The organism is Pseudoalteromonas spongiae UST010723-006 (genome assembly GCF_000238255.3).
Lineage (GTDB): Bacteria > Pseudomonadota > Gammaproteobacteria > Enterobacterales > Alteromonadaceae > Pseudoalteromonas > Pseudoalteromonas spongiae.
Genome location: NZ_CP011039.1, coordinates 2228675 through 2249442 on the forward strand (window position 1 = coordinate 2228675; position 20768 = coordinate 2249442).

The 20768-nt window shown below is 41.6% G+C and carries 20 protein-coding genes; 7 read left to right on the forward strand and 13 right to left on the reverse strand.

The genetic code is table 11. From position 1 onward, the window contains the following. Positions 1-34 precede the first annotated feature (34 nt). Both PSPO_RS10340 and PSPO_RS10345 read right to left on the reverse strand, forming a co-directional pair. A complete protein-coding gene (locus tag PSPO_RS10340) occupies positions 35-1117 on the reverse strand; it encodes a rhomboid family intramembrane serine protease (RefSeq protein WP_010561694.1) in 1083 nt (360 codons plus the stop codon). Between the two features lie 6 nt (positions 1118-1123). Further along, entirely contained in the window at positions 1124-1699 is a 576-nt protein-coding gene (locus PSPO_RS10345) for a hypothetical protein (RefSeq protein ID WP_010561695.1), read from the reverse strand. A gap of 124 nt (positions 1700-1823) precedes the next feature. On the opposite strand from PSPO_RS10345, the gene PSPO_RS10350 reads away from it, so the two are divergent. Then, entirely contained in the window at positions 1824-2195 is a 372-nt protein-coding gene (locus PSPO_RS10350; RefSeq protein ID WP_010561696.1) for a PilZ domain-containing protein, read from the forward strand. A 528-nt stretch (positions 2196-2723) separates the two neighbouring features. Continuing rightward, entirely contained in the window at positions 2724-3008 is a 285-nt protein-coding gene (locus tag PSPO_RS10355; RefSeq protein WP_010561697.1) for a hypothetical protein, read from the forward strand. A 59-nt stretch (positions 3009-3067) separates the two neighbouring features. Here PSPO_RS10355 and rraB read toward each other — a convergent pair whose 3' ends face one another. From rraB to nudF, 8 genes are all read right to left on the reverse strand, one after another. Further along, positions 3068-3403: a ribonuclease E inhibitor RraB gene (rraB, locus tag PSPO_RS10360; RefSeq protein ID WP_010561698.1), complete on the reverse strand. Its 336-nt coding sequence runs from the start codon at positions 3401-3403 to the stop codon at positions 3068-3070. Beyond that, the gene (locus tag PSPO_RS10365; protein ID WP_040641999.1) at positions 3378-4115 is read right to left on the reverse strand and encodes a 1-acylglycerol-3-phosphate O-acyltransferase; all 738 of its coding nucleotides are present in this window, start codon (positions 4113-4115) and stop codon (positions 3378-3380) included. The genes rraB and PSPO_RS10365 overlap by 26 nt, the downstream gene beginning before the upstream one ends. A gap of 141 nt (positions 4116-4256) precedes the next feature. Beyond that, on the reverse strand, positions 4257-6563 hold the full coding sequence (gene parC, locus PSPO_RS10370; RefSeq protein WP_010561700.1) for a DNA topoisomerase IV subunit A: 2307 nt from the start codon (positions 6561-6563) through the stop codon (positions 4257-4259). Positions 6564-6592: 29 nt separating this feature from the next. After that, complete coding sequence (gene parE, locus PSPO_RS10375) at positions 6593-8491, reverse strand: DNA topoisomerase IV subunit B (RefSeq protein WP_010561701.1); 1899 nt, start codon at positions 8489-8491, stop codon at positions 6593-6595. 112 nt (positions 8492-8603) lie between these two features. Beyond that, positions 8604-9170 (reverse strand): YqiA/YcfP family alpha/beta fold hydrolase, encoded by a 567-nt coding sequence (locus tag PSPO_RS10380; protein WP_010561702.1) that lies wholly within the window; start codon positions 9168-9170, stop codon positions 8604-8606. Beyond that, a complete protein-coding gene (locus tag PSPO_RS10385; protein ID WP_010561703.1) occupies positions 9152-9934 on the reverse strand; it encodes a metallophosphoesterase in 783 nt (260 codons plus the stop codon). The genes PSPO_RS10380 and PSPO_RS10385 overlap by 19 nt, the downstream gene beginning before the upstream one ends. Continuing rightward, a complete protein-coding gene (locus tag PSPO_RS10390; protein ID WP_010561704.1) occupies positions 9921-10367 on the reverse strand; it encodes a DUF1249 domain-containing protein in 447 nt (148 codons plus the stop codon). The genes PSPO_RS10385 and PSPO_RS10390 overlap by 14 nt, the downstream gene beginning before the upstream one ends. Then, complete coding sequence (nudF, locus tag PSPO_RS10395; RefSeq protein WP_010561705.1) at positions 10361-10984, reverse strand: ADP-ribose diphosphatase; 624 nt, start codon at positions 10982-10984, stop codon at positions 10361-10363. The genes PSPO_RS10390 and nudF overlap by 7 nt, the downstream gene beginning before the upstream one ends. 194 nt (positions 10985-11178) lie before the next feature. Between nudF and tolC the strand changes: the two genes are divergently transcribed. The 3 genes from tolC to PSPO_RS10410 all read left to right on the forward strand — a co-directional run bounded on the left by tolC (position 11179) and on the right by PSPO_RS10410 (position 14231). Further along, complete coding sequence (gene tolC, locus PSPO_RS10400) at positions 11179-12459, forward strand: outer membrane channel protein TolC (protein ID WP_010561706.1); 1281 nt, start codon at positions 11179-11181, stop codon at positions 12457-12459. A 98-nt stretch (positions 12460-12557) separates the two neighbouring features. Continuing rightward, positions 12558-13484: an LpxL/LpxP family Kdo(2)-lipid IV(A) lauroyl/palmitoleoyl acyltransferase gene (lpxL, locus tag PSPO_RS10405; RefSeq protein ID WP_010561707.1), complete on the forward strand. Its 927-nt coding sequence runs from the start codon at positions 12558-12560 to the stop codon at positions 13482-13484. A 180-nt stretch (positions 13485-13664) separates the two neighbouring features. Beyond that, positions 13665-14231 (forward strand): TcpQ domain-containing protein, encoded by a 567-nt coding sequence (locus tag PSPO_RS10410; RefSeq protein WP_010561708.1) that lies wholly within the window; start codon positions 13665-13667, stop codon positions 14229-14231. Here PSPO_RS10410 and glnE read toward each other — a convergent pair. After that, a complete protein-coding gene (glnE, locus tag PSPO_RS10415; protein ID WP_010561709.1) occupies positions 14228-17020 on the reverse strand; it encodes a bifunctional [glutamate--ammonia ligase]-adenylyl-L-tyrosine phosphorylase/[glutamate--ammonia-ligase] adenylyltransferase in 2793 nt (930 codons plus the stop codon). The two genes, PSPO_RS10410 and glnE, sit on opposite strands and share 4 nt — an antisense overlap. A 69-nt stretch (positions 17021-17089) precedes the next feature. Here glnE and PSPO_RS10420 point away from each other — a divergent pair, with 69 nt between their 5' ends. After that, on the forward strand, positions 17090-17986 hold the full coding sequence (locus PSPO_RS10420; protein ID WP_040641991.1) for a DUF350 domain-containing protein: 897 nt from the start codon (positions 17090-17092) through the stop codon (positions 17984-17986). A gap of 34 nt (positions 17987-18020) precedes the next feature. On the opposite strand, the gene PSPO_RS10425 is transcribed toward PSPO_RS10420, so the two are convergent. Both PSPO_RS10425 and PSPO_RS10430 read right to left on the reverse strand, forming a co-directional pair. Continuing rightward, entirely contained in the window at positions 18021-19034 is a 1014-nt protein-coding gene (locus PSPO_RS10425) for an ABC transporter permease (protein WP_010561711.1), read from the reverse strand. Then, on the reverse strand, positions 19027-19926 hold the full coding sequence (locus PSPO_RS10430) for an ABC transporter ATP-binding protein (RefSeq protein ID WP_010561712.1): 900 nt from the start codon (positions 19924-19926) through the stop codon (positions 19027-19029). The genes PSPO_RS10425 and PSPO_RS10430 overlap by 8 nt, the downstream gene beginning before the upstream one ends. A 73-nt stretch (positions 19927-19999) precedes the next feature. On the opposite strand from PSPO_RS10430, the gene rsmE reads away from it, so the two are divergent. Then, the gene (gene rsmE, locus PSPO_RS10435; RefSeq protein WP_010561713.1) at positions 20000-20743 is read left to right on the forward strand and encodes a 16S rRNA (uracil(1498)-N(3))-methyltransferase; all 744 of its coding nucleotides are present in this window, start codon (positions 20000-20002) and stop codon (positions 20741-20743) included. The last annotated feature ends 25 nt before the right edge of the window (positions 20744-20768 follow it).

Here is a 20768-nt window from a genome sequence, read left to right on the forward strand (position 1 = left end):
CGCAATGTGCGGGCTTTTTAATGCATAAGCGTTATTAACGTTTTAGCACAGCTTCTGGCTGATTGAGCAGTTTGATTAATGGGTTTTCAGCAAGCACTTTCTCTTTTAAGAAGTAACCAATCACTAAACCAACAACAAAACCACCGATGTGCGCGCCATAATCAACACCATCTTGTAATACAATTAAACCGAAAATATTAATTGCTATCCAGATCGCAAAGAACCACACCGCGCTTAGTTTCTTTTGATAAATAACAAACATAAAGGTTAAGCTAGCGTGTCTAAACCACATTAAGTACATGCCAAATAATCCTGCAATTGCACCACTGGCGCCAACCGATGGAATATTCGGGTCTTGTGACATAACTAAGCTAAACAGCGATGCACCTATGCCGCATATTAAATAATACATAAGGTATTTTTTATGGCCGAGCGCATCTTCTAAGTTATCGCCAATAATGTATAAGAAATACATATTTCCGACTAAATGCATCACAGAGCCATGTAAAAAAACGCACGTTAATAAAGTCCAAATCTCTTGGCCGTTGTTAACATCTGCAGGTCTTAGTGCAAAGTTTTCTAATACAAAACCAAAGCTCTCGATATTAAAGAAATACGCACAGAAAATCAGAATATTAATCGCAATTAAAGACCAGTTTACCCAAGGTTTTGACTTGGTTTTTAAGTTATATTCCACTGGCATTTGCGTTAAGAATTGGAATAAGTAAGTTTTCCAAGATACTTTTTTATTTAGTTCATCAAGTGCACCGCGTAACTCAGGGCTGTTCTCCACTGACGTAAGTTCGTCTTTATCAATCCAGCTACCATCACACTTACGACAAATATCCAGTTCAGTTTGATAATCTTTTAATAAGTGCACCGCTTCTAAATGGCTGCCGCAATCAGGGCAGTTTAATTCTGTGCTACCTTGAGGCTCACCAAAGTGATGGCTATAGCACTCGCCAATCGGGCCGTCATTAATCTCTTCAATCATGCGATTAACTTGGTTTTTCTCAAACCATAAACCGCCGCACTGACGGCAAACATCAATTTCTTCACCGCAATAATGGGTAACTTCTAGTGCTACATTAACGCACTTTGGACAACGTTTGGTCATGGCTCATTACTCTCCTTTTAATACGCCAATTTGAATATCTTCTTTCGCTAATAAGCGTTTTAGCTCATCAGCACTGTCTTTAAGTTTTAACAGCGGACCATTTTTAAAATATTCCGTTTGTTCTAACAATAATTTTGATGCATGGCGTGAACCAATGGCCCAGCGACCTACCTGATCGATGGTGCGGTCAGCCTTACCGTAAAAGCGGCGCACTTCAGAAAGAATTTCACTCGGCGTTTCCAAGGTAGTGGGATTGTACTTCATGGTTTGCCAAACGTATTTGTCGAGCATTGGACGCTGCTCTGTAATCACTACTTTTGGCGGGCTTTTGGCGAGGACTTTTGCGTACGTTTCAATTTCTTTAACCGCGTCATCTAATTCATCGTATAACGACATGCGCAGATAATAGTTATCTTCCATTTTGCTTAACGTATCGAATTTTAGCGCTTGTTCAAGACCGCTTTGTGCAGCTAAATATACACCAACAATTGTCGATACAATCATAAACGCCTGATTTAACCAAAATCCGGTTTTTTTCAATTCACCGTGATCAATCTTTTGTTTTTCTGCGTGTTCTGGCATTGTTTTTCCCTTTAAAAATAAATTCCATAAGTGGCGCCCGCTATTTAAACATATCAGCATGAAAATATTTAATATTTTTTGTTAATCGGCTATGCTTTAAAGATGACGATAAGGAGCGCTCCTAATGCAAGAAAGACGACATTTCACTCGTATTATTTACCGCACGCCTGCAAAATTAACCTTTATGGGCGTAGAGTATAACGCTGAAATCCTTGATTTATCGCTTAAAGGTGCACTTTTAAATAAGCCTGATAACTGGCCTACTGCGTGTGATCTTTCGCATCACGCCAAGTTAGTGTTTCAACTTTCTAACAGCGATATTGCGATTGAGATGCTGGTGTCGCTGGCACATGTTGAAAGTGACCAATTGGGGCTACGCTGTGAGCAAATTGAAATTGACAGTGTGACGCATTTAAAACGCCTTATCGAACTCAATATGGGAGATGAAGAAGAGCTTTATCGTGAGCTTGAACATTTATCGGTGTTAAACGATTAGACGGTTTCAATATCGCAGCAAAAGTTAGCTGCAGGTAAAGTGTTTAAAATCGCAACCTCGTTTTGAGGTGACCAACACGCGCTAAAGCGTGTTTTCTATTTATTGTGATCTTGAAGCTCATTCGCACAAGTCATTTTTAGCATTGCCAATTCCTCCTTTGTTAACCTTTTTTTCATCAAATGTAGCCAAAACAACTTTTGTGTTTATTGCGACTGTATAGATTTAACATCTTTCACAGTCTGTACAACTTCTATCGCCATTGTTACCTGTTAAAAAACGCAGCCTTATACACGTCTTTAACCCTGCAAATATTGAATCATTATTTTCATTAAAAACGTGGAGTGTTGAGAGTTTGACAGCTTTGCCACTACACTCACTAAACTATACGCCTTAAAAGACAAAAGACTTTATGATTATTGGCACTTATACATTTACGATCGAATTAATTGATAATCATTATCATTTTTATTGACTTGCAATTCTGCGCAGTATAATCTAACCAACATGTAAACCTAGCAGGGAAAAACCATGGAAGTTATTTTGATTGCTTTTTCATTTATTACGGTAATTATTGCAATGTCGTGCTATTTCAAAAGTAACCAATGCGCTGAAAGTATTCGCTTTGATAGCAATAGTCCGATAGGTCTTTATTGGCTGCTGGCGGTCGTATCGTCTGCACTAGCCCTATTTACAGCAGTTACAGCGTTAGGCGTATATGAAGGAACCCTTGCTTGGTTATCAATTCACACATTGATTTTAGTGCCTGTCTTATTGTTCTCCCCGTTCAAACTCTCACAAGATAAGCCGCAATAAAAAATAGCGCCATTTGGCGCTATTTTTTGGTACTCGATTTGTCAATACAACACAGAAGCTTACTCTTGAAAGTAAGTACCCCAGCCATCGTATTCCACACCAGCTTTTGCAGCAAGATCGATAAGTTTATCTACATCTTCAAGAATAAGTTCTGCGTCAAGTTCACATTCAACTACAACGTCAAAGCCCCAAATTTTGCTGCCATCTTCTAATTCAAGTTCAGCTGGGTCTTCCACGTCAAAACCAAGTTTGAATGCAGCAAGCGCCGCTTCTTCTAGCTTATCAAAATCTTCACATACAAAGTGGTGTTCTACTTCGTACAGTTTGTCTGGGTTTGAGCCGTCTTCTAATAACGACTCAACAATGTCTTCACTTATTTCGCGCCAGTTTTCCACAATCGCTCTCTACTTTAGCATCTAGCTGTTCAATTTTACTCTGCATCATAGCATGAATTCGCTTTGCGTGCTCTCTTGCCGATACATCCTTTTCCAACGAAATCGGATCAAGTAATTCAACATAAATGGTTGGGTTAGCCCAACGATTTAATTTAATACGCCCTGTTGTTGTACTCATACAAACCGGCACAACCTCCACACCGGCTTGCATAGCCGTGTGAAACGCGCCTGTTTTAAATGGTAATAAACCGCGGCCATAACTGCGCGTACCTTCAGGGAATAACCACACAGAAATCTTATCGTTTTTAATTTTTGATGCGGCCTTATCAATTGTGCCTTTTGCTTTCGATTTATTATTGCGATCAATTAAAATATTGCCTGATAACCAGTACAGCTGGCCAAAAAATGGAATAAAGCGAATGCTTTTTTTACCAATACTTACGGTATTTTCTGGTACCGCATTGGTAACCGTAAACAAATCATAGTTATTTTGATGGTTTGAAACATAGACGTAGGATTTACTTTTATCCAGTTTGTCTAATCCCTTCACTTCAACTTTTGCGCCCAATAACACCTGCATGCTGCCATACCAAGAAGCAAAACGATGAACATGGTTGCGGTTAAACGGCATCACTAAACATAATAGCAAGCCAAAGATCGCACTAAAAAAGATAAAAATCGCAAGTAGTACTAAGCGAACAGCAAATATCAAAATAACGTCTCCAATAACTAAGCGCGCCATTATACGAATTTTAGCTAACATGTGTAAGCTAAAAAACACGGTTTATAAAAAAACCAGCCGCATATTGAGACTGGTTTTCGTTATTTTAACGCTTTTCGACGCAAAGAAGCACTAATCTTCGCTATTTTCCGCATCAATAGCATCGTCGATCAATTCTTGTGCGGCAGTAAACTCAACTTCCATTAAGTCTACACGCTGTAAACCACGCGGTAACTTATTACCACGTCTGCCACGCTCGCCGTAGTAATGTTCTAAATCACTTGGTTTTAACGTTAGTTTACGCTTACCTGCATGTAAGGTAACAGACGCGCCATCTGGCACGATGCCCAGCACTTTAACAAACTCTTCTCGTGATTTAACACGGGCACTCGGAATGGAAATGATCTTATTTCCTTTACCTTTACCTAGTTTTGGCAAATCACGAATTGGGAAGATCAGCATGCGACCTTCGTTGGAGATTGCTAAACAGCGATCTGTCGTAATGTCGTGAATTGGCTGTGGTGTCATTAATAATGCAGCTTCTGGAATCGTTACCAGTGCTTTACCGTTCTTATTTTTACTCACCAAGTCGTTAAACTCGGTAATAAAGCCATAACCTGCATCTGATGCCATCAGGAAGTTGGCTTTTTCTTCACCCATAACCACGTGTTCAAGGTTCGCTCCAGGTGCCACATTAAAGCGCCCTGTCATTGGTTCACCTTGGCTACGGGCAGAAGGTAAACTATGGGTATCGGTTGCAAATGCTCGGCCAGAGCTATCTAAGAATACACTCGGCTGATTGCTGCGCCCTTTAGCAAGAGACTTAAAGCTGTCACCTGATTTATAACTCAGGCCTTCCGCGTCAATATCATGGCCTTTAGCAAAACGTGCCCAGCCTTTTTCAGAAAGCACAACAGTAACGCTTTCTGATGGCATTAAGTCTTTTTCACTTAAGGCTTTAGCTTCGCCGCGCTCAACTACAGGCGAACGACGGTCGTCACCATAAAGCTCAGCAGCTTCTTGAATTTCTTTTTTCAGTAGCGTCGACATACGACGCTCTGAACCAAGGGTTAATTCAAGCTTATCGCGCTCTTTTGCAAGCTCGTCTTGCTCACCGCGAATTTTCATTTCTTCTAATTTAGCAAGATGGCGAAGTTTAAGTTCTAAAATTGCTTCCGCTTGCGTTTCAGTGATACCAAAACGCGCCATTAAAACGGGCTTTGGTTCATCTTCACTGCGGATAATTTCAATTACTTCGTCGATATTTAAAAAGGCAATCAATAAGCCTTCTAAAATATGTAAACGTGCCAATACTTTGTCTAAGCGGTATTGTAAACGGCGACGAACCGTTTCGCGTCTAAACACTAACCACTCAGATAGAATTGTTTTTAAGTCTTTTACTTGAGGACGGCCGTTTAGGCCCAACATGTTTAAGTTAACACGGTAGTTTTTCTCAAGGTCGGTGGTCGCAAATAAGTGTGCCATAAGTGGCTCAGCTTTAACGCGATTTGAACGCGGTACAATCACAATACGCGTTGGATTTTCATGATCGGATTCATCACGTAAATCGGCCACCATAGGTAGCTTTTTAGCGCGCATTTGCGTAGCTATTTGCTCTAACACTTTCGCACCAGAACACTGATGAGGTAACGCCGTAATGACAATATCACCTTGCTCTTCAGTATACACCGCGCGCATTTTGATAGAGCCTTTACCACTTGAGTAGATTTTGCGAATTTCAGCCTTAGGCGTAATGATTTCCGCATCCGTTGGGTAATCCGGTGCTTGTACTAAATCAAGTAGCTCTTCAAGTTCGGTTTTTGGTTTATCCAGTAATGTGCAACACGCATCTGCCACTTCGCGTACATTGTGCGGCGGAATATCAGTTGCCATACCTACTGCAATACCGGTAATACCATTCAATAAAATATGCGGTAAACGTGCTGGCAGTACTTCCGGCTCCTTCATGGTGCCATCGAAGTTAGGGATCCAATCGACTGTGCCTTGGCCTAGTTCTTTTAATAAAACCTCAGAGAACTTAGATAAACGCGCTTCGGTGTAACGCATTGCCGCAAAAGACTTAGGATCATCTGCCGCACCCCAGTTACCTTGACCATCCACCAGCGGATAACGGTAAGAAAACGGCTGCGCCATAAGTACCATGGCTTCATAACAGGCGCTATCACCGTGTGGGTGATATTTACCAAGTACATCACCCACGGTACGGGCTGATTTTTTGTATTTTGCCGCTGCCGATAGGCCTAGTTCACTCATCGCGTAAACAATACGACGTTGTACTGGTTTCAAACCGTCGCCAATGTGTGGCAAGGCACGGTCTTTAATTACGTACATTGAGTAATTTAAATAGGCGCTTTGCGTAAACTGCGCCATTGTTTGTTTTTCTATCCCTTGCATCGCGAGGGTATCGAGATCTGACATGCTCGTTTACCTAAATTTTTTAATGCTAGTTATGAGTTCCATGAATCCGCTTGGTCGCCACTGGTTTCTAACCACTCGCGACGATCGCTTGAGCGCTTCTTGGCAAGTAACATATCCATTACTTCCAACGTTTCTTCGTCGCCCTCTAAGCTTAATTGCACTAGGCGGCGAGTATTTGGATCCATTGTCGTCTCGCGCAGCTGCATTGGGTTCATTTCACCCAAGCCTTTAAAGCGTTGCACATTCACCTTGCCACGCTTTTTCTCTGCTTCAATACGGTCTAAAATGCCGGTCTTTTCATCTTCATCAAGGGCATAAAATACTTCTTTACCCACATCGATTCGGTAAAGCGGTGGCATTGCTACATATACGTGCCCTTGCTCTACCAACACTGGAAAGTGTTTTACAAACAGCGCACACAACAAGGTTGCAATGTGCAATCCATCGGAATCCGCATCCGCTAAAATACAAATTTTGTGATAGCGTAGATTAGTTAAATCTTTTGAATCTGGATCCATACCAATCGCCACAGAGATATCATGCACTTCTTGCGACGCAAGAATTTGCCCTGACTCAACTTCCCACGTATTAAGAATTTTACCGCGCAGTGGCATTACCGCTTGGAACTCACGATCGCGTGCTTGTTTAGCTGAACCACCCGCCGAGTCACCCTCTACTAAAAAGAGTTCACTGCGCTCGCTTTCTTGCGTGCTACAGTCGGTTAATTTACCGGGTAACGCTGGGCCTGAGGTGATTTTTTTACGAACTACTTTTTTCGCCGCACGCATACGTTTTTGCGCGTTGCTAATACAAATTTCGGCAAGCAACTCTGCAATATCTGTATGCTCATTAAGCCATAAGCTAAACGAATCTTTTACCACACCCGAAACAAATGCTGAGGTTGCACGTGACGATAATTTTTCTTTAGTTTGACCTGCAAATTGTGGGTCCTGCATTTTAACCGAGAGCACATAGCTACAGCGGTCCCAAATATCGTCAGGTGTTAGTTTTACCCCACGCGGTAATAAATTGCGGAATTCACAAAATTCGCGCATTGCTTCTAGCAAACCTTGGCGCAGACCATTTACATGGGTACCACCTTGCGCTGTTGGAATAAGGTTTACATAACTTTCATAAACCCCTTCGCCGCCTTCAGGCAACCATAATACCGCCCAATCAACACCTTCAGTAGAACCGGCAAACTCACCGGTAAATGGTTGTTTCGGTAAGACTTCGTATTCTTTTAACGCATCAGCAAGGTAATCTTTTAAGCCATCTTCAAAAAACCATTCAATGGTTTCTTTAGTTTGTTTATTGATAAAACGGATTTTTAAGCCAGGACACAGAACCGCTTTGGCTTTTAATAAATGCTTGAGCTTTGATAGCGAGAAATTTGCCGAGTCGAAGTAGCTTGGATCAGGCCAAAAGTGTACTGACGTACCGGTGTTGCGCTTGCCCACGGTACCGACCTCGGTTAAATCTTGTACCTTATCACCGTTTTCAAACGCAATTTCATACACTTTTGCATCGCGTCGTACGGTAACTAATACACGCGTTGATAAGGCATTTACAACGGAAATACCTACCCCGTGTAAACCACCTGAGAATTGATAGTTTTTGTTTGAAAACTTACCACCGGCGTGAAGTTTGGTAAGAATAAGCTCAACGCCTGGAATACCTTCTTCGGGGTGGATATCGATTGGCATACCACGGCCATCATCGACTACTTCCAGCGAGTTGTCTTCGTGCAGGATCACATCAATTTTCGATGCATGCCCAGCTAAGGCTTCATCCACACTGTTATCGATAACTTCTTGGCCAAGGTGGTTTGGACGTGTGGTATCGGTATACATGCCGGGACGGCGCTTTACCGGTTCGAGTCCATTTAAAACCTCAATGGCTTCTGCATTATAATCTTGTGTCGTCATGAAATGCGGTTCTTTTATATTAATTATCTTTGATACCTAGCTGCCCTTTTCTGGGTATTTTTTTACTAGGTTTTAGCGCGTTTTTATAGGTTATTCCCTTATCACTATTGTTTTACGATATTTTCAGGAAATCTACAATAACAGGAAAATAACGTTCGAACCCTATAAAGCTGTGATCGCCAGCAAATTCAACGTGCTGACGGCAGTTTTTATAATAATCGACCGCCTGTGAAAAATCTAATACTTCATCACCCATCTGTTGTAAAAGTAAAATCAACTCAGGCTGTGACAAGTTAGCAATGTAAAACTGCTTTAACTGGTCAACATGACGTTCAGTCACAACGTAATAGTAATCTTGATATGGGTTGTACTGCGTACCTAGGTAATCATGCATTAGGTCAAATGGTGCAACCGCCGGATTAACAACCACCGCTGGCAGTTGATAGCGCTCGGATAAAATAGTCGCAAAGTATCCGCCTAATGAACTACCAATCAATTTAGTATTGGCCGTTATTAGCGCTTCGAGCGTCAGCAAAATTTCACGCGGTTCATGGTTTAGTTTTGGTACTAAATACTCAACATCATGATATTTCGCTAAATACTGACCAAATTGTTGTGCTTTGAATGATTCTGGTGAGCTATTAAAACCATGAATATATATTACGCGTTGTTTAGCCATACTACCTGAGTGTTTAAACTGCCATTTTGCTGTAATCGTATCATACGAAAGGCAGGACCTAAGTCGACTTGTTGCCAATCGCTGGTATTTTTTTCAAATTGTATCGAGGTGGCAGGCGTAGCAAATACTGCAAACTCGTTAAACAACCAGCTATATTCGTTGTGAACATGACCATGGATTAACCCTTTCACCTTTTTAAATTGGGTTAATTGTGAAAGCAGTGCTTCGCCATTTTCCAACATATGTTTATCAAGGTAACCCTGAATAGGGATTGGGTGATGATGAGTAAACAGCAAAGCATGCTTGGTATTACCCGTTAACTCATGTTTTATCTCGTTGAGGTGCATCTCACTTACACACCCTGCAGGCGTTGGCCCTTTAGAATTAGCCAATAGCACTTGCCAGTGATCATTTTCCAACACTTTGCTGTCGCGAATGCCATACTGACTAAAAATCTCGCGATAAATATCTATTTCGTCATGATTGCCCGGTAGCCAAAACAACTTATCAGCGAGGCCTGCTTGTTGTACCAAGTGAGCAAACAAGTGATATGACGCTTCACTGTGATCTTGTGTTAAATCTCCGCCAAAAATAATAGCATCGCATTCAATTGATTTAATACACGCCAATGTTTTTGCTAAATTATTTGCGGTATTTACACAAAAATATTCACCATTTGGTTCTGCAAAAACATGACTATCGGTGATATGAACCAGTGTTAATTGCGCTTTATCAAAGTGTTCGCGTTGGCTAAACCATGTCATGATCGGTATCCCAGTGGAAAGTGCTACGCCCTTGGTTAATACAGTATTCTAACCAATCTTTTAAAAATGCATTCAATTGATATTTTTCATCTTTTTGATGCATATCAGGGTTTGGGTAACCATAGGCCGGTTTAACCCGTTTGGGATAATATTTACATACTACTTCTGCAACTTTGGCATCGTGATAGACACGCACGTTTAAATCAGGTCGCGTAAACCCTATCACTTGGTGGTCTGTTTGTTTAAGCGAGACTAAATTAGTATAAGGAGATGCTTCTAATACGGTAAGCGTAAACTCAAAACCACCTACCAATACCTTATTCACCGCCCCTCTATCATTTTCTTTTGGCATCAGGCGGTTTATGCGTGCATAGTTTTGCTCACATAAACGAATGTACTTAGGTAAATTTTGTCGATAAGCCTGTGCTAACACGTACTGTACTTCTCTCTTATTGCATCAATATTTAATTTAAGCCACTGCAAGCAAATTACGGTGGCTGCATTATCCATTTCACCTTCATCAAGTAATTGAAACGCCTTTTCTATTGGGATTACATGTACCCTAATATCTTCACCTTCTTCAGGTACGCCATAAATGCCACCAGCTCGCGATAAATCCGCTTCACCATAATATAAGTATAAACGCTCTGATGTTCCGCCGGGGCTTGAAAGATACGACAGCATAAACTTAATATTATCAAGTGTTATGCCAGACTCTTCTTTCGCTTCTTTTTTTACCACGGCTTCGTAATCTTTAATGCCATCAGTCATACCTGCAATCACTTCAAGCAACCATGGCGATTTATCATCGTTAAATGCACCAATGCGTATTTGTTCGATAAGCAGCACCGCATCCAATTTTGGATCATAAGGTAAGACAGCTACTGCATCACCGCGTTCAAATATTTCTCGCACAATCACATCGGATTGCCCACCGGCAAATAATGCGTGACGAAAGTGATATTCATCAATTTTAAAAAAACCGTTAAAAGTGCGCTTTTTCGCGACGATTTCTACGTCTGATTGCTTGAATTTTGTAATTTTGGCCATATAAAAGGTGATTAATTAGTTTAAAATCTATTCGATAATCTATCGAATTTTCGGTATTTTAGCTGATAAAGTGAATAAAACGAATTTTTCATATTCTGTTACACTTGAATACTTTGTTTTACTGTATTGTTTTTCTAATCAATAAAAAAACACGCTAAGATGCTTTCAAAAATTGTCTGGGGATGACAACCACTATGAAAAAGAAATTACTATCTGCGCTTGTTGCATTAAGCTGTGGCTTTTCAGTTACAAACGCTAATGCAGAAGACCTTATGCAAGTATACGAAATTGCACTTGCAAACGATCCTGTTGTACTAAAAGCAAAAGCAACACGTGATGCACAAGACTACAACACTGACATCGCAATGGCGCGTTTATTACCACAAATTGGCGCATCAATGGGTTATGAAAAAGTTGATGGCGATGCTGGCGATTCTGATACGTTTAGCCGCGGCGTTAGACTAGACCAAGACCTATTCAACTTAGGCTCATGGAAATCACTAAACATAGCAGAAAAGCAAGCGCTACAAGCTGATGCAAGCTACCGATTAGCGCAGCAAAACCTGATTGTACGCGTATCAAATGCTTACTTTAACGTACTAGCACGCCAAGATGATTTAGAGTTTGTGCGCGCTGAAAAGCGTGCGATTGAGCGTCAGTTAGAGCAAACAAAACAACGTCACGCGGTAGGCTTAACAGCTATTACTGATGTACACGAAGCGCAAGCACAATACGATAACGCAGTAGCCCGAGAAATTGTGGCGCTTAACGATGTTGAGACAGCACGTGAAGAACTAGGTGAAATCACGGGTAAATATCACGAAAAGCTTAACGCACTTAATACAGACAAGTTCTCAACGGTAAAACCAGCGCGTAAGAGCACTGAGTTTGTTGAATCTGCAAAAGAAAACAATATTTCACTGCAGGTGTCACGCGTTTCTGTAGATATTGCGAAAGAGCAAATTGAACAAGCAAAAGCGGGGCATTATCCAAAGCTTACGTTATCAGCGTCTTATGGTGATGGACTAGGTGAAACTGGCCCCCGTGTTGACCAAACAAAAGTTGGTCTAGACTTCACTGTGCCGATTTATCAAGGTGGCGGTACACAAGCTGCTGTAAACCAAGCATCTGAGTACTTTGTTGCTGCAAGCCAAGAGTTTGAAAGCGCATACCGCAATGTAAATAAGCAAGTACGTACTTCTTACAACCAAGTAGTGTCAGATATCGCTACTTACCGCGCCCTTGAGCAAGCGGTTGTTTCAGCAGAAAGTGCATTACAAGCAACTGAAGCAGGTTTTGAAGTAGGTACACGTACTATCGTTGACGTATTGCTAAGTACACGTAACTTATATGACGCGAGCCGTAATTTATCTGCGGTACGTTACCGTTACGTAGTTTCTACACTGGGCTTAAAACTTGCTGAAGGTACACTGTCGCGCAGTGATATCGAAGCAATTAACCGCGGTTTAAACTAATCTCGGTGATGTAATGCCACGTGGGAATAAATCAATTCCCACGTTTTCCTCTCTTTTTGTTATACTCGCGCTAATTTTTACTTTTTCCTTCGAATATTGTGATCACTAAAGCGCCATTTTCATATTCTTTTCTTGCTCCAAAATATTGGCTTACTTGGTTAAGTGTGCTGATTTTGTATCTTCTGTCTTGGTTACCGTATCGACTACAAATTTGGCTGGGTAAATTATTAGGTCGCCTAGTTTATAGGTTTGTAAAAAAACGCCGTAAAATCGCCGAAGTCAATATTGCGTTAGCCTTTCCCGAACTAGACAAAGCAGCGCAGGCAAAATTAGTAAAAGAGAACTTAGAAAATACCGGCATTGCGATTTTTGAATCGGGTATGGCGTGGTGGTGGCCTCAGTGGCGTGCAAAAAAGCACTTTGGTGGCATTACTGGTTATCACCATATTGAAAAAGCGATTAATAATGGCAAAGGCGTATTGTTGCTGGTTCCTCATATGATGCACTTAGAAGTTGCGGGCCGCATGATGGGAATACAAAACAACGGAGTTGGATTTTATCGCCCTCACAATAACCCGTTAATGGAATACATTATTGTCAATGGTCGCCTACGCTTTAGTGAAGCACTGGTGACAAAGCGCGATGTAAAGAGCTTATTAAAAGCATTAAGCCAACAAAAGTTATGCTATTACTTGCCTGATCAAGACTATGGCCGCAAACGTTCTGAATTTGTACCGTTTTTCGCGGTTAAAGAAACGTGTACTACAACTGGCACGCTTATTTTTGCCAGCAGCAAGAAAAGTGAAACCGTCGCACTATCTACCTACCGTAAGGATAATAAGTACTATCTTGACGTCAGCCCAGTGTTTGAAAACTTCCCAACCGGGAACGATATTGACGATGTAACACGTGTCAACCAGGCTATGGAAGAGGCTATAGCCAAAGCACCTGAACAATATTTGTGGCTTCACCGTCGCTTTAAAACGCAAAAAGATCCAAACGCTCAGTCGTACTATAAAAAATAATACATAGCCGCTTTACGCTTCAAATTGTAAAGCGGCTTGTCATTTAACTCTGTCAAAAACAGATAAAGTGTTATCAGTGTTAACTTATCACCTAAAAATACGAATTAAGTATTATGCAAATTAGTATTAGGTTACAGCTATTATTGACTTGCTTTATATTTAATCATTGTGAGTGTCGTTGTGTGGTTTTGGATTAAACATTTATCTTTGGGTTTTATCTTAATTGCGGCCGCACTGTATCTTCTACTTGGCAAAGGGCCTGTATTAGAAGCTAACAAATCAAATGCAGCAGCAGAGGGCTTATCTAACTTCTATAATAGCTTTCGCAGTACCTTAAGCTCGATGACTGAACGCGAGAAATACGTCATTCAATTAGACGAACCCGACAGCTCGTTAGCTGAGCAACTAAGGCAACGTCGTACCTCAAACAAAATTCCAGCGCATTGGCGCGGTGAAATTAAAGCGCGCCGCTTCGCGAAAGGCGATACATTAAAAGAAGTGATGTCAGATTTTGCCAAGCAAGAAGGCATCGAGTTTTTGTGGTATCTCAACAAAGATTACGTCATTAAAGATAACTTTCGCGTAGACGAAACCTTTATAACAACCCTGTACCAAGTTTCTAAAGCCATCGACAGTGACTTCGAAAACACGGTGTACGGCTTTTTCTGTTACAAACACAGCACCGCAGTTATCACTGAAAATCCAACTCGCTATGTGCGTGATAACTGCGTGAAAGCGACTCTCTAAGCTAAATACTTTTGCCAAATTGTCGTAACGGCGTTCACATCGTTTTGCACGCTTTCAAGGCTCACTAGCTTCGCTTCTTGGCGTAAACTCACTTGGTGGTACAGTTCACGATAATCGCAATATGCTGATGTTAGCTGCTGCATTTCAATAGGCTCAATAAACCCATGCTCTGCTGCACTGGCAAATATACGTATATTATCGGAATACTGAGTTATTTTTGGCTGAGCATAGGCATTTTTTAAGACAAAATATTGCGCCAAAAACTCAATATCCGCCATGCCCCCTACGCCTTGTTTAATATCAAACTCAGCACCACTGGCTTTAATTAAATGGTCGCGCATTTTTTGTCGCATGTTTACGACGTCCTCACGTAATTTTTGTTCATCACGCTGACGCGACAGCACTTCATTTCTAATTTCATTAAAACGTGCGAGTAACGACGCTTGCCCATAGGTCATGCGCGCTCTCACCAGCGCCTGATGTTCCCATGTCCACGCCTGCTTTAACTGATATTCACGGAAAGTTTCAATATTAATAGCCAATAAGCCAGACGCCCCTTCTGGGCGTAAGCGTGTATCAAGCTCATAAAGAATGCCAGAAGCGGTACGAGTATTAAATAAATGCAATAAACGCTGTGCTAACTTCAAATAAAACTGGCGCGCATCGATTTGTTTATCGCCATTAGTTTGCCCAACACCATCACAGTTATGCACAAATACCAAATCAAGATCAGAGTCGTAGCCTAGCTCTACCCCACCCGCTTTGCCATACGCGATAACTGCAAAGCCTTTTTCATCATCACTAGCCTCAGGTGGATAGCCAAAACGCGTTACCATTTGCTGCCAAGCCAGATTTACACACTGAGCTACTATCGCTTCTGATAATGCCGTAAGGTGGTCGCTTACTTTCATAACATCGAGCACACCGGTGGCATCTGCCGCAGCAATACGTAATTGATGCGTTTGTTTAAACTGACGCAATGCTTCCATTTGCAGCTCTAAGTCATTTTCATCGATACGTAAAAAGTACTGACGGATTTCCTGCTCATAGCCACTTAATGGCAAGGTTTTATAAAGCTGGGCTGGGTCAATTAATTCATCCAGCAAAATAGGATAACAAGCTAAATGTTCACCTATCCATTTGCTATGCGCACAGAGTTTAAATAGCTGATTGAGTGCCCCTGGGTTTTCTAGTAATAACTCCAAATAGGCTGTACGTGAAATCACTTTCTCTACCACAGCGAGTACGCGCTTAAGAATACTCGGTTCACAACCGCATTTATCTGCTTGCTGTAGTAATAGCGGCATCAATTTATCAAGCACATCGCGCCCGCGCCCGCCCAGTTTGCGCTTGGTTCCCGACACTTTAAAATCATAAACGATATTAAAAAACTCGGTATTTTGTCCAAACAACAAATGCGAACTAATCACCTCGATACTTGGCTTTTCCCACAACAGTTCATAGCGCGAATCGACATCTTGTTCATCGTCATCTTCCGCGCCTATCATGGCATTAAACTCATCGTGAATAAGTCGCATTTGTTGGTTAATCAATGCTGTTGCATCACCATAATTTGACGTTTCTAACAACGCACTTAAACGCATTTGGCCAAGGTCATCTTGTGGCAATGTTTGTGTTTGTTTGTCATCAAACTGCTGTAAATATTGCTCAATACGGCGTAAGAACAAATACCCGTCAGTTAATGTATTGGCAACGTCTTGTGGTACTTCGTTAAGCGTTGCTAATGCTTCCAGCGCTTTACAAAATGATTGCACCTGTAGACTTGGCTCGCGCCCTCCTCGGATCATTTGCAGTGCTTGCACCACAAACTCGGCTTCACGAATACCACCAGCACCAAGTTTAATGTTTTCAGTAAGCCCTTTACGACGCACATCTTGTGCGATAAGTGCTTTCATTTTTCGAAGCGATTCAATCACCGAAAAATCTATGTATTTACGATAAACAAAAGGCCTTAGTAAATCGTAAAACTCCTGCCAATAGCTTGATTCAGTGCCAAGTAACCGCGCCTTTAACATGGCATAGCGCTCCCAATCACGACCTTGCTCTTGGTAATACTCTTCCATTGCATTAAAGCTCATAACTAATGGGCCACTGTCGCCAAACGGTCGAAGGCGCATATCAACGCGGAAAACTTGCCCTTCAGGTGTGACCTGATTCAATGCGGCAATGGTTTTTTGCGCTACTTTAGTGAAGAAAACCTGCGCTTCACACGATTTACGTCCACCTTGGGTTTCAACTTGGTATGGATAGGTAAAAATCAGGTCGATATCTGACGAGTAATTAAGCTCATAACCGCCCAGCTTGCCCATGCCTAAAATCAGCATCGGCATGGCATCCCCTTTGTCATCAGTAGGCTTACCCCAAACGCTAGTAACCTGGGCATATGCCCAGCGATACGCTGAATCTATTAACTGTTCACTTAATTGAGAGGTGTAACTAATGCTGTCGCGAATATCATTTTTAAGCACAAGATCAAGGTATGCGAGCTTTAACCAATGCAAGTTGCGATACTCTCTGAGCGTTTGAAATGCATCACTTTCTGCAATCTTAGCAAGTGACTGCGTATCAAAAACAGCGCTGGTATCGCGTGATGCAAGCCATTGGTCATTGTGTAAATAGTCGATAAAGTGTGGATGCTGCGCCAATATACGAAAAGCAAAGTCGCTCAACGCTAATAGTGCCACTACATTTGGTTCAGCTTGCTTATCAGCAAAAATCTCATTAAATCGCTGCTGCCCCAGTTGTTGTAAACCTTGTGCTAACTCCATAACTTACTTACACTCTTAAACTTAATTCTAAAGCTATCCAGTATCTTAGCAAAAAAGAAAGCTATTTTTATGTCTTATATCAGTCTATCTAACGATCTTTTAGTCGCATTCGCCATCACCGGACTATTGGTTTTGGTTGTCTTAATGGTGGTTAAAAAGCAGTTACAAGCCGACAGCAGCGAACATGATTTAATGGATGAATTAGCGAAAAAAGATAACTTTGCTATGGGCATTAGTTATGCGTCTTCTATTTTCAGCATTATTTTAGTTGTTAGTTTTATTGCAAGGGAATTTGACTTGTCGCAATGGCAAGAAAGTTTACCGCACATGGCACTCGCACTCGCGCTCGCATTAGTGTTTATTTGGTTTGGCAAGTGGATCCATAACCGCCTCATTCTAAGAGATTTTAATGAAGCAAGGGCAATAGAAAAGCGCAATGTATGCGCAGCACTCATCGATACCGGCGTATTGCTGGCAAATTCAATCATTGTGCTTGGTCTTTACAAATGGTCTAAAGCGACAAACTTTAATACTTTACTGATTGATATTATCGCGTTTATTGCCATTCAATTTATTATTTTGCTGCATACTCGCTGGCAAGAAAAACGCTTTGCCGCGACTAATCAAGGCGCTTCAATGCAAACTTATTTTGCCTACGACAACACGTCAATAGGCTTGCGCTTTGCGTCACGCATGATTGCATTATCGCTAGCAATTTTTGCGGCACTTGCCAGCATTCAGTTTATTGCCGGTAACTTTATCGACAATATCATTATGATTTTATTAAACGTAGTTGTGTTTGTTGCACTGCACCAAATTACCGCATTATTGGTATTAAAACTGGCGCTACCAAAAGTACAAAACAACATTGAAGTGGAACAACAAGACAACATCGGCATCGCCAGTATTGAGCTTGCTGTTCATATTGCTATAGGAATTTTACTACTGCGTTTGTTCTCGCTGTAACATCTGCTTTAATTGGAATTTGAGCAAGCGCGGTTTATCGCGTTTGCCCTTTCCAGCTAAAGAATAGAGCGCCAAGCAATAGAAACACCACACTTTGCCCGATGAGAATAAACAGCTGTGGTGCAATTTCAACAAACCCTGCCCCCTCTAACATCACGGCACGCGCACCAATCAACATTTGCGTAAGCGGAAATACCTGAGAAATTACCTGTACAAATGCCGGGCTGCCTTCAAGTGAAAACCACACTCCCGACAACATCATCATAGGCCATGACACTAAATTGAGAATGCCACCGGTAAATTCTTCCGACTCAGAACGACACGCGATCAGTAACGATAGCGAAATTAGTGAAAACGCACCGAGTACGCACAGCACTAATAACCACAACATACTGCCGATTAAATAAAAATCAAAAATAAGATGACAGGCTACGAATATGGCAGACGTTAATGCCACAACAATCAATAAACGCGAAACGATTTGCGCTGCTAGGAATTCTACCGGCTTTAATGGCGTGGCACTTAAACGCTTTAGCACCGCGTTTTTACGATAACGTACAATCACATAACCCACACCATACAAACAAGAAAACATCATATTCATCGCTAAAATTCCGGGCACAACCCAATCTAGGTAGCGGATTTCTTGGCCTTCTATCGCCTCTTTTACAAACGGCGCGGTTGCTTGTGTTGTATCAGCAAGTAGCAATTTTTCTGCAATATAACCGTTGGCAGAACTTGAATTTACCCAATACTGTTTTGCATCAAAGCTCACCAGTAAATCCAGTTTATGTTGGCGTAGTTTTTCGATTGCCACACTTTCATCTTGATACTCAATAAATTCTAAATGCTTATATTGGCTAATATTGTGTTGCTGTAAATCACCTACGTAGCCAATTTTAAACAGTGTCGGGTTATCATTTTTAAAGATAAAGGCGAAACCAACCACTAACAAAATAGGAAATGCTAAATTCCAACCGAGCGCCGAACGGTCGCGGAAGAACTCTAAATTACGCGCCACCAAAACAGCAAAAAATCGTTTAAACATCTGTTTTTTCCTCGTTAGTGTGTAATGCGTGACCTGTTAACTTTAGGAATAAATCATCTAAATTAGCCGACTTAACTTGCAGTCCCTGCAATGAAATTTGCTCCGTTAACAACTGAGCTAATGTGGCCTCGGTATTATCGCTATGAATAAGCACACTGTCTTGGCTGTAATGGGCATTCGCGAACGAAATTTGTGACGCTACATTCTGTTTTGGTAACGATATTAATGAACCTTTAAAATGTTCCCTCAATAGGTTTTCAGGGCTATTCATCGCGATAATCTGACCCTTATCCATAATCGCAATTTGGTCGCATAAGTACTCGGCTTCGTCCATGTAGTGAGTCGTCAATAAGATGGTTTTGCCCGCCGCTTTAATATCATTTACTAAATCCCAAAATAAACGCCTGCTATGGGGGTCGAGTCCGGTGGTTGGCTCATCTAAAAAAATTAGCTCTGGGTCATTAATTAATGCCAGCGCCAATAGCAAACGCTGCTTTTGCCCGCCCGACAATTTTCGGTGATCAACATTAATAAAGTCAGTTAACTGACATTGCGTAATAAGGTCATCGATTGGCACCGTCCTTTTATAAAACGACGAGAACAAATTTAGCGTTTCTCGTACCGTTAAATAATCTTGCAACGCGGTATGCTGAAACTGAATACCCAGCTTTTGAAAATCTTCTCGTGTAATGCCCTGACCATTAAATAAAATGTCACCGGATGTTGGCGTTAAAATCCCTTCAAGCATTTCAATGGTAGTGGTTTTTCCCGCACCATTTGGTCCTAACAAACCAAAACACGAACCTTTAGTCACTTTGAAATCAATTTTATCGACTGCACAAAAGTCTGAGAAATGCTTACTAAGCTGCTTAACCTCAAGAATTGTTGTCATAACTACCTTTATTACTTGCCTTTGTTATTGCGCTTTTCATACCATATAAGCATATTAATCGCTGAGAGTCATTATGCGCATTCCCCATATCTACCAAGCTGGCACAATTGAAGTCGGCACAGAATTACAACTCGGCGATGATGCCGCAGGACACATAGGCCGCGTTCTAAGAATGCAACCAGGTCAACAGGTTAGCTTATTTAACGGTGAAGGTGGCGAATACTTATGCACCATTTCACAAGCCAGTAAAAAAAATGTATACGTTAGCGTTGATGAATTTCACGATGTCACCAGTGAGTCACCGCTAAAAATCCACTTAGGGCAAGGTATTTCGCGCGGTGAAAAAATGGAATTCACCATTCAAAAGTCAGTGGAGCTTGGCATTACTGAAATCACCCCATTATTTAGCGAGCGCTGCGGTGTTAAATTACAAGGTGAACGCCTTGAAAAGAAACACCAGCAATGGCAAAAAATCGCAATTGCGGCGGCAGAGCAATCAGGTCGTAACTTTGTACCCGTTGTTCACCCGCCAATAAAATTAGAGCAATGGCTAACCCAGCCAAGCGACGAAACTAAGCTAACCCTGCACCCGCGAGCTGAGCACAGCATTAAAACCATCGATAAACTTGCGAGTTTTAATGCAACAGCAATGCGCTTTGTGGTCGGCCCAGAAGGCGGATTTACCGATGCCGAAATTGCTGCAACAAAAGCCGCAGACTTTGTTGATATTAAGTTGGGACCACGTGTACTGCGTACTGAGACTGCAGCACTTACTGTGCTCTCTGCGCTGCAGCTTGTCTACGGTGATTTAGCTTGATTTAAGCTGCAAGCATCCCCATAAC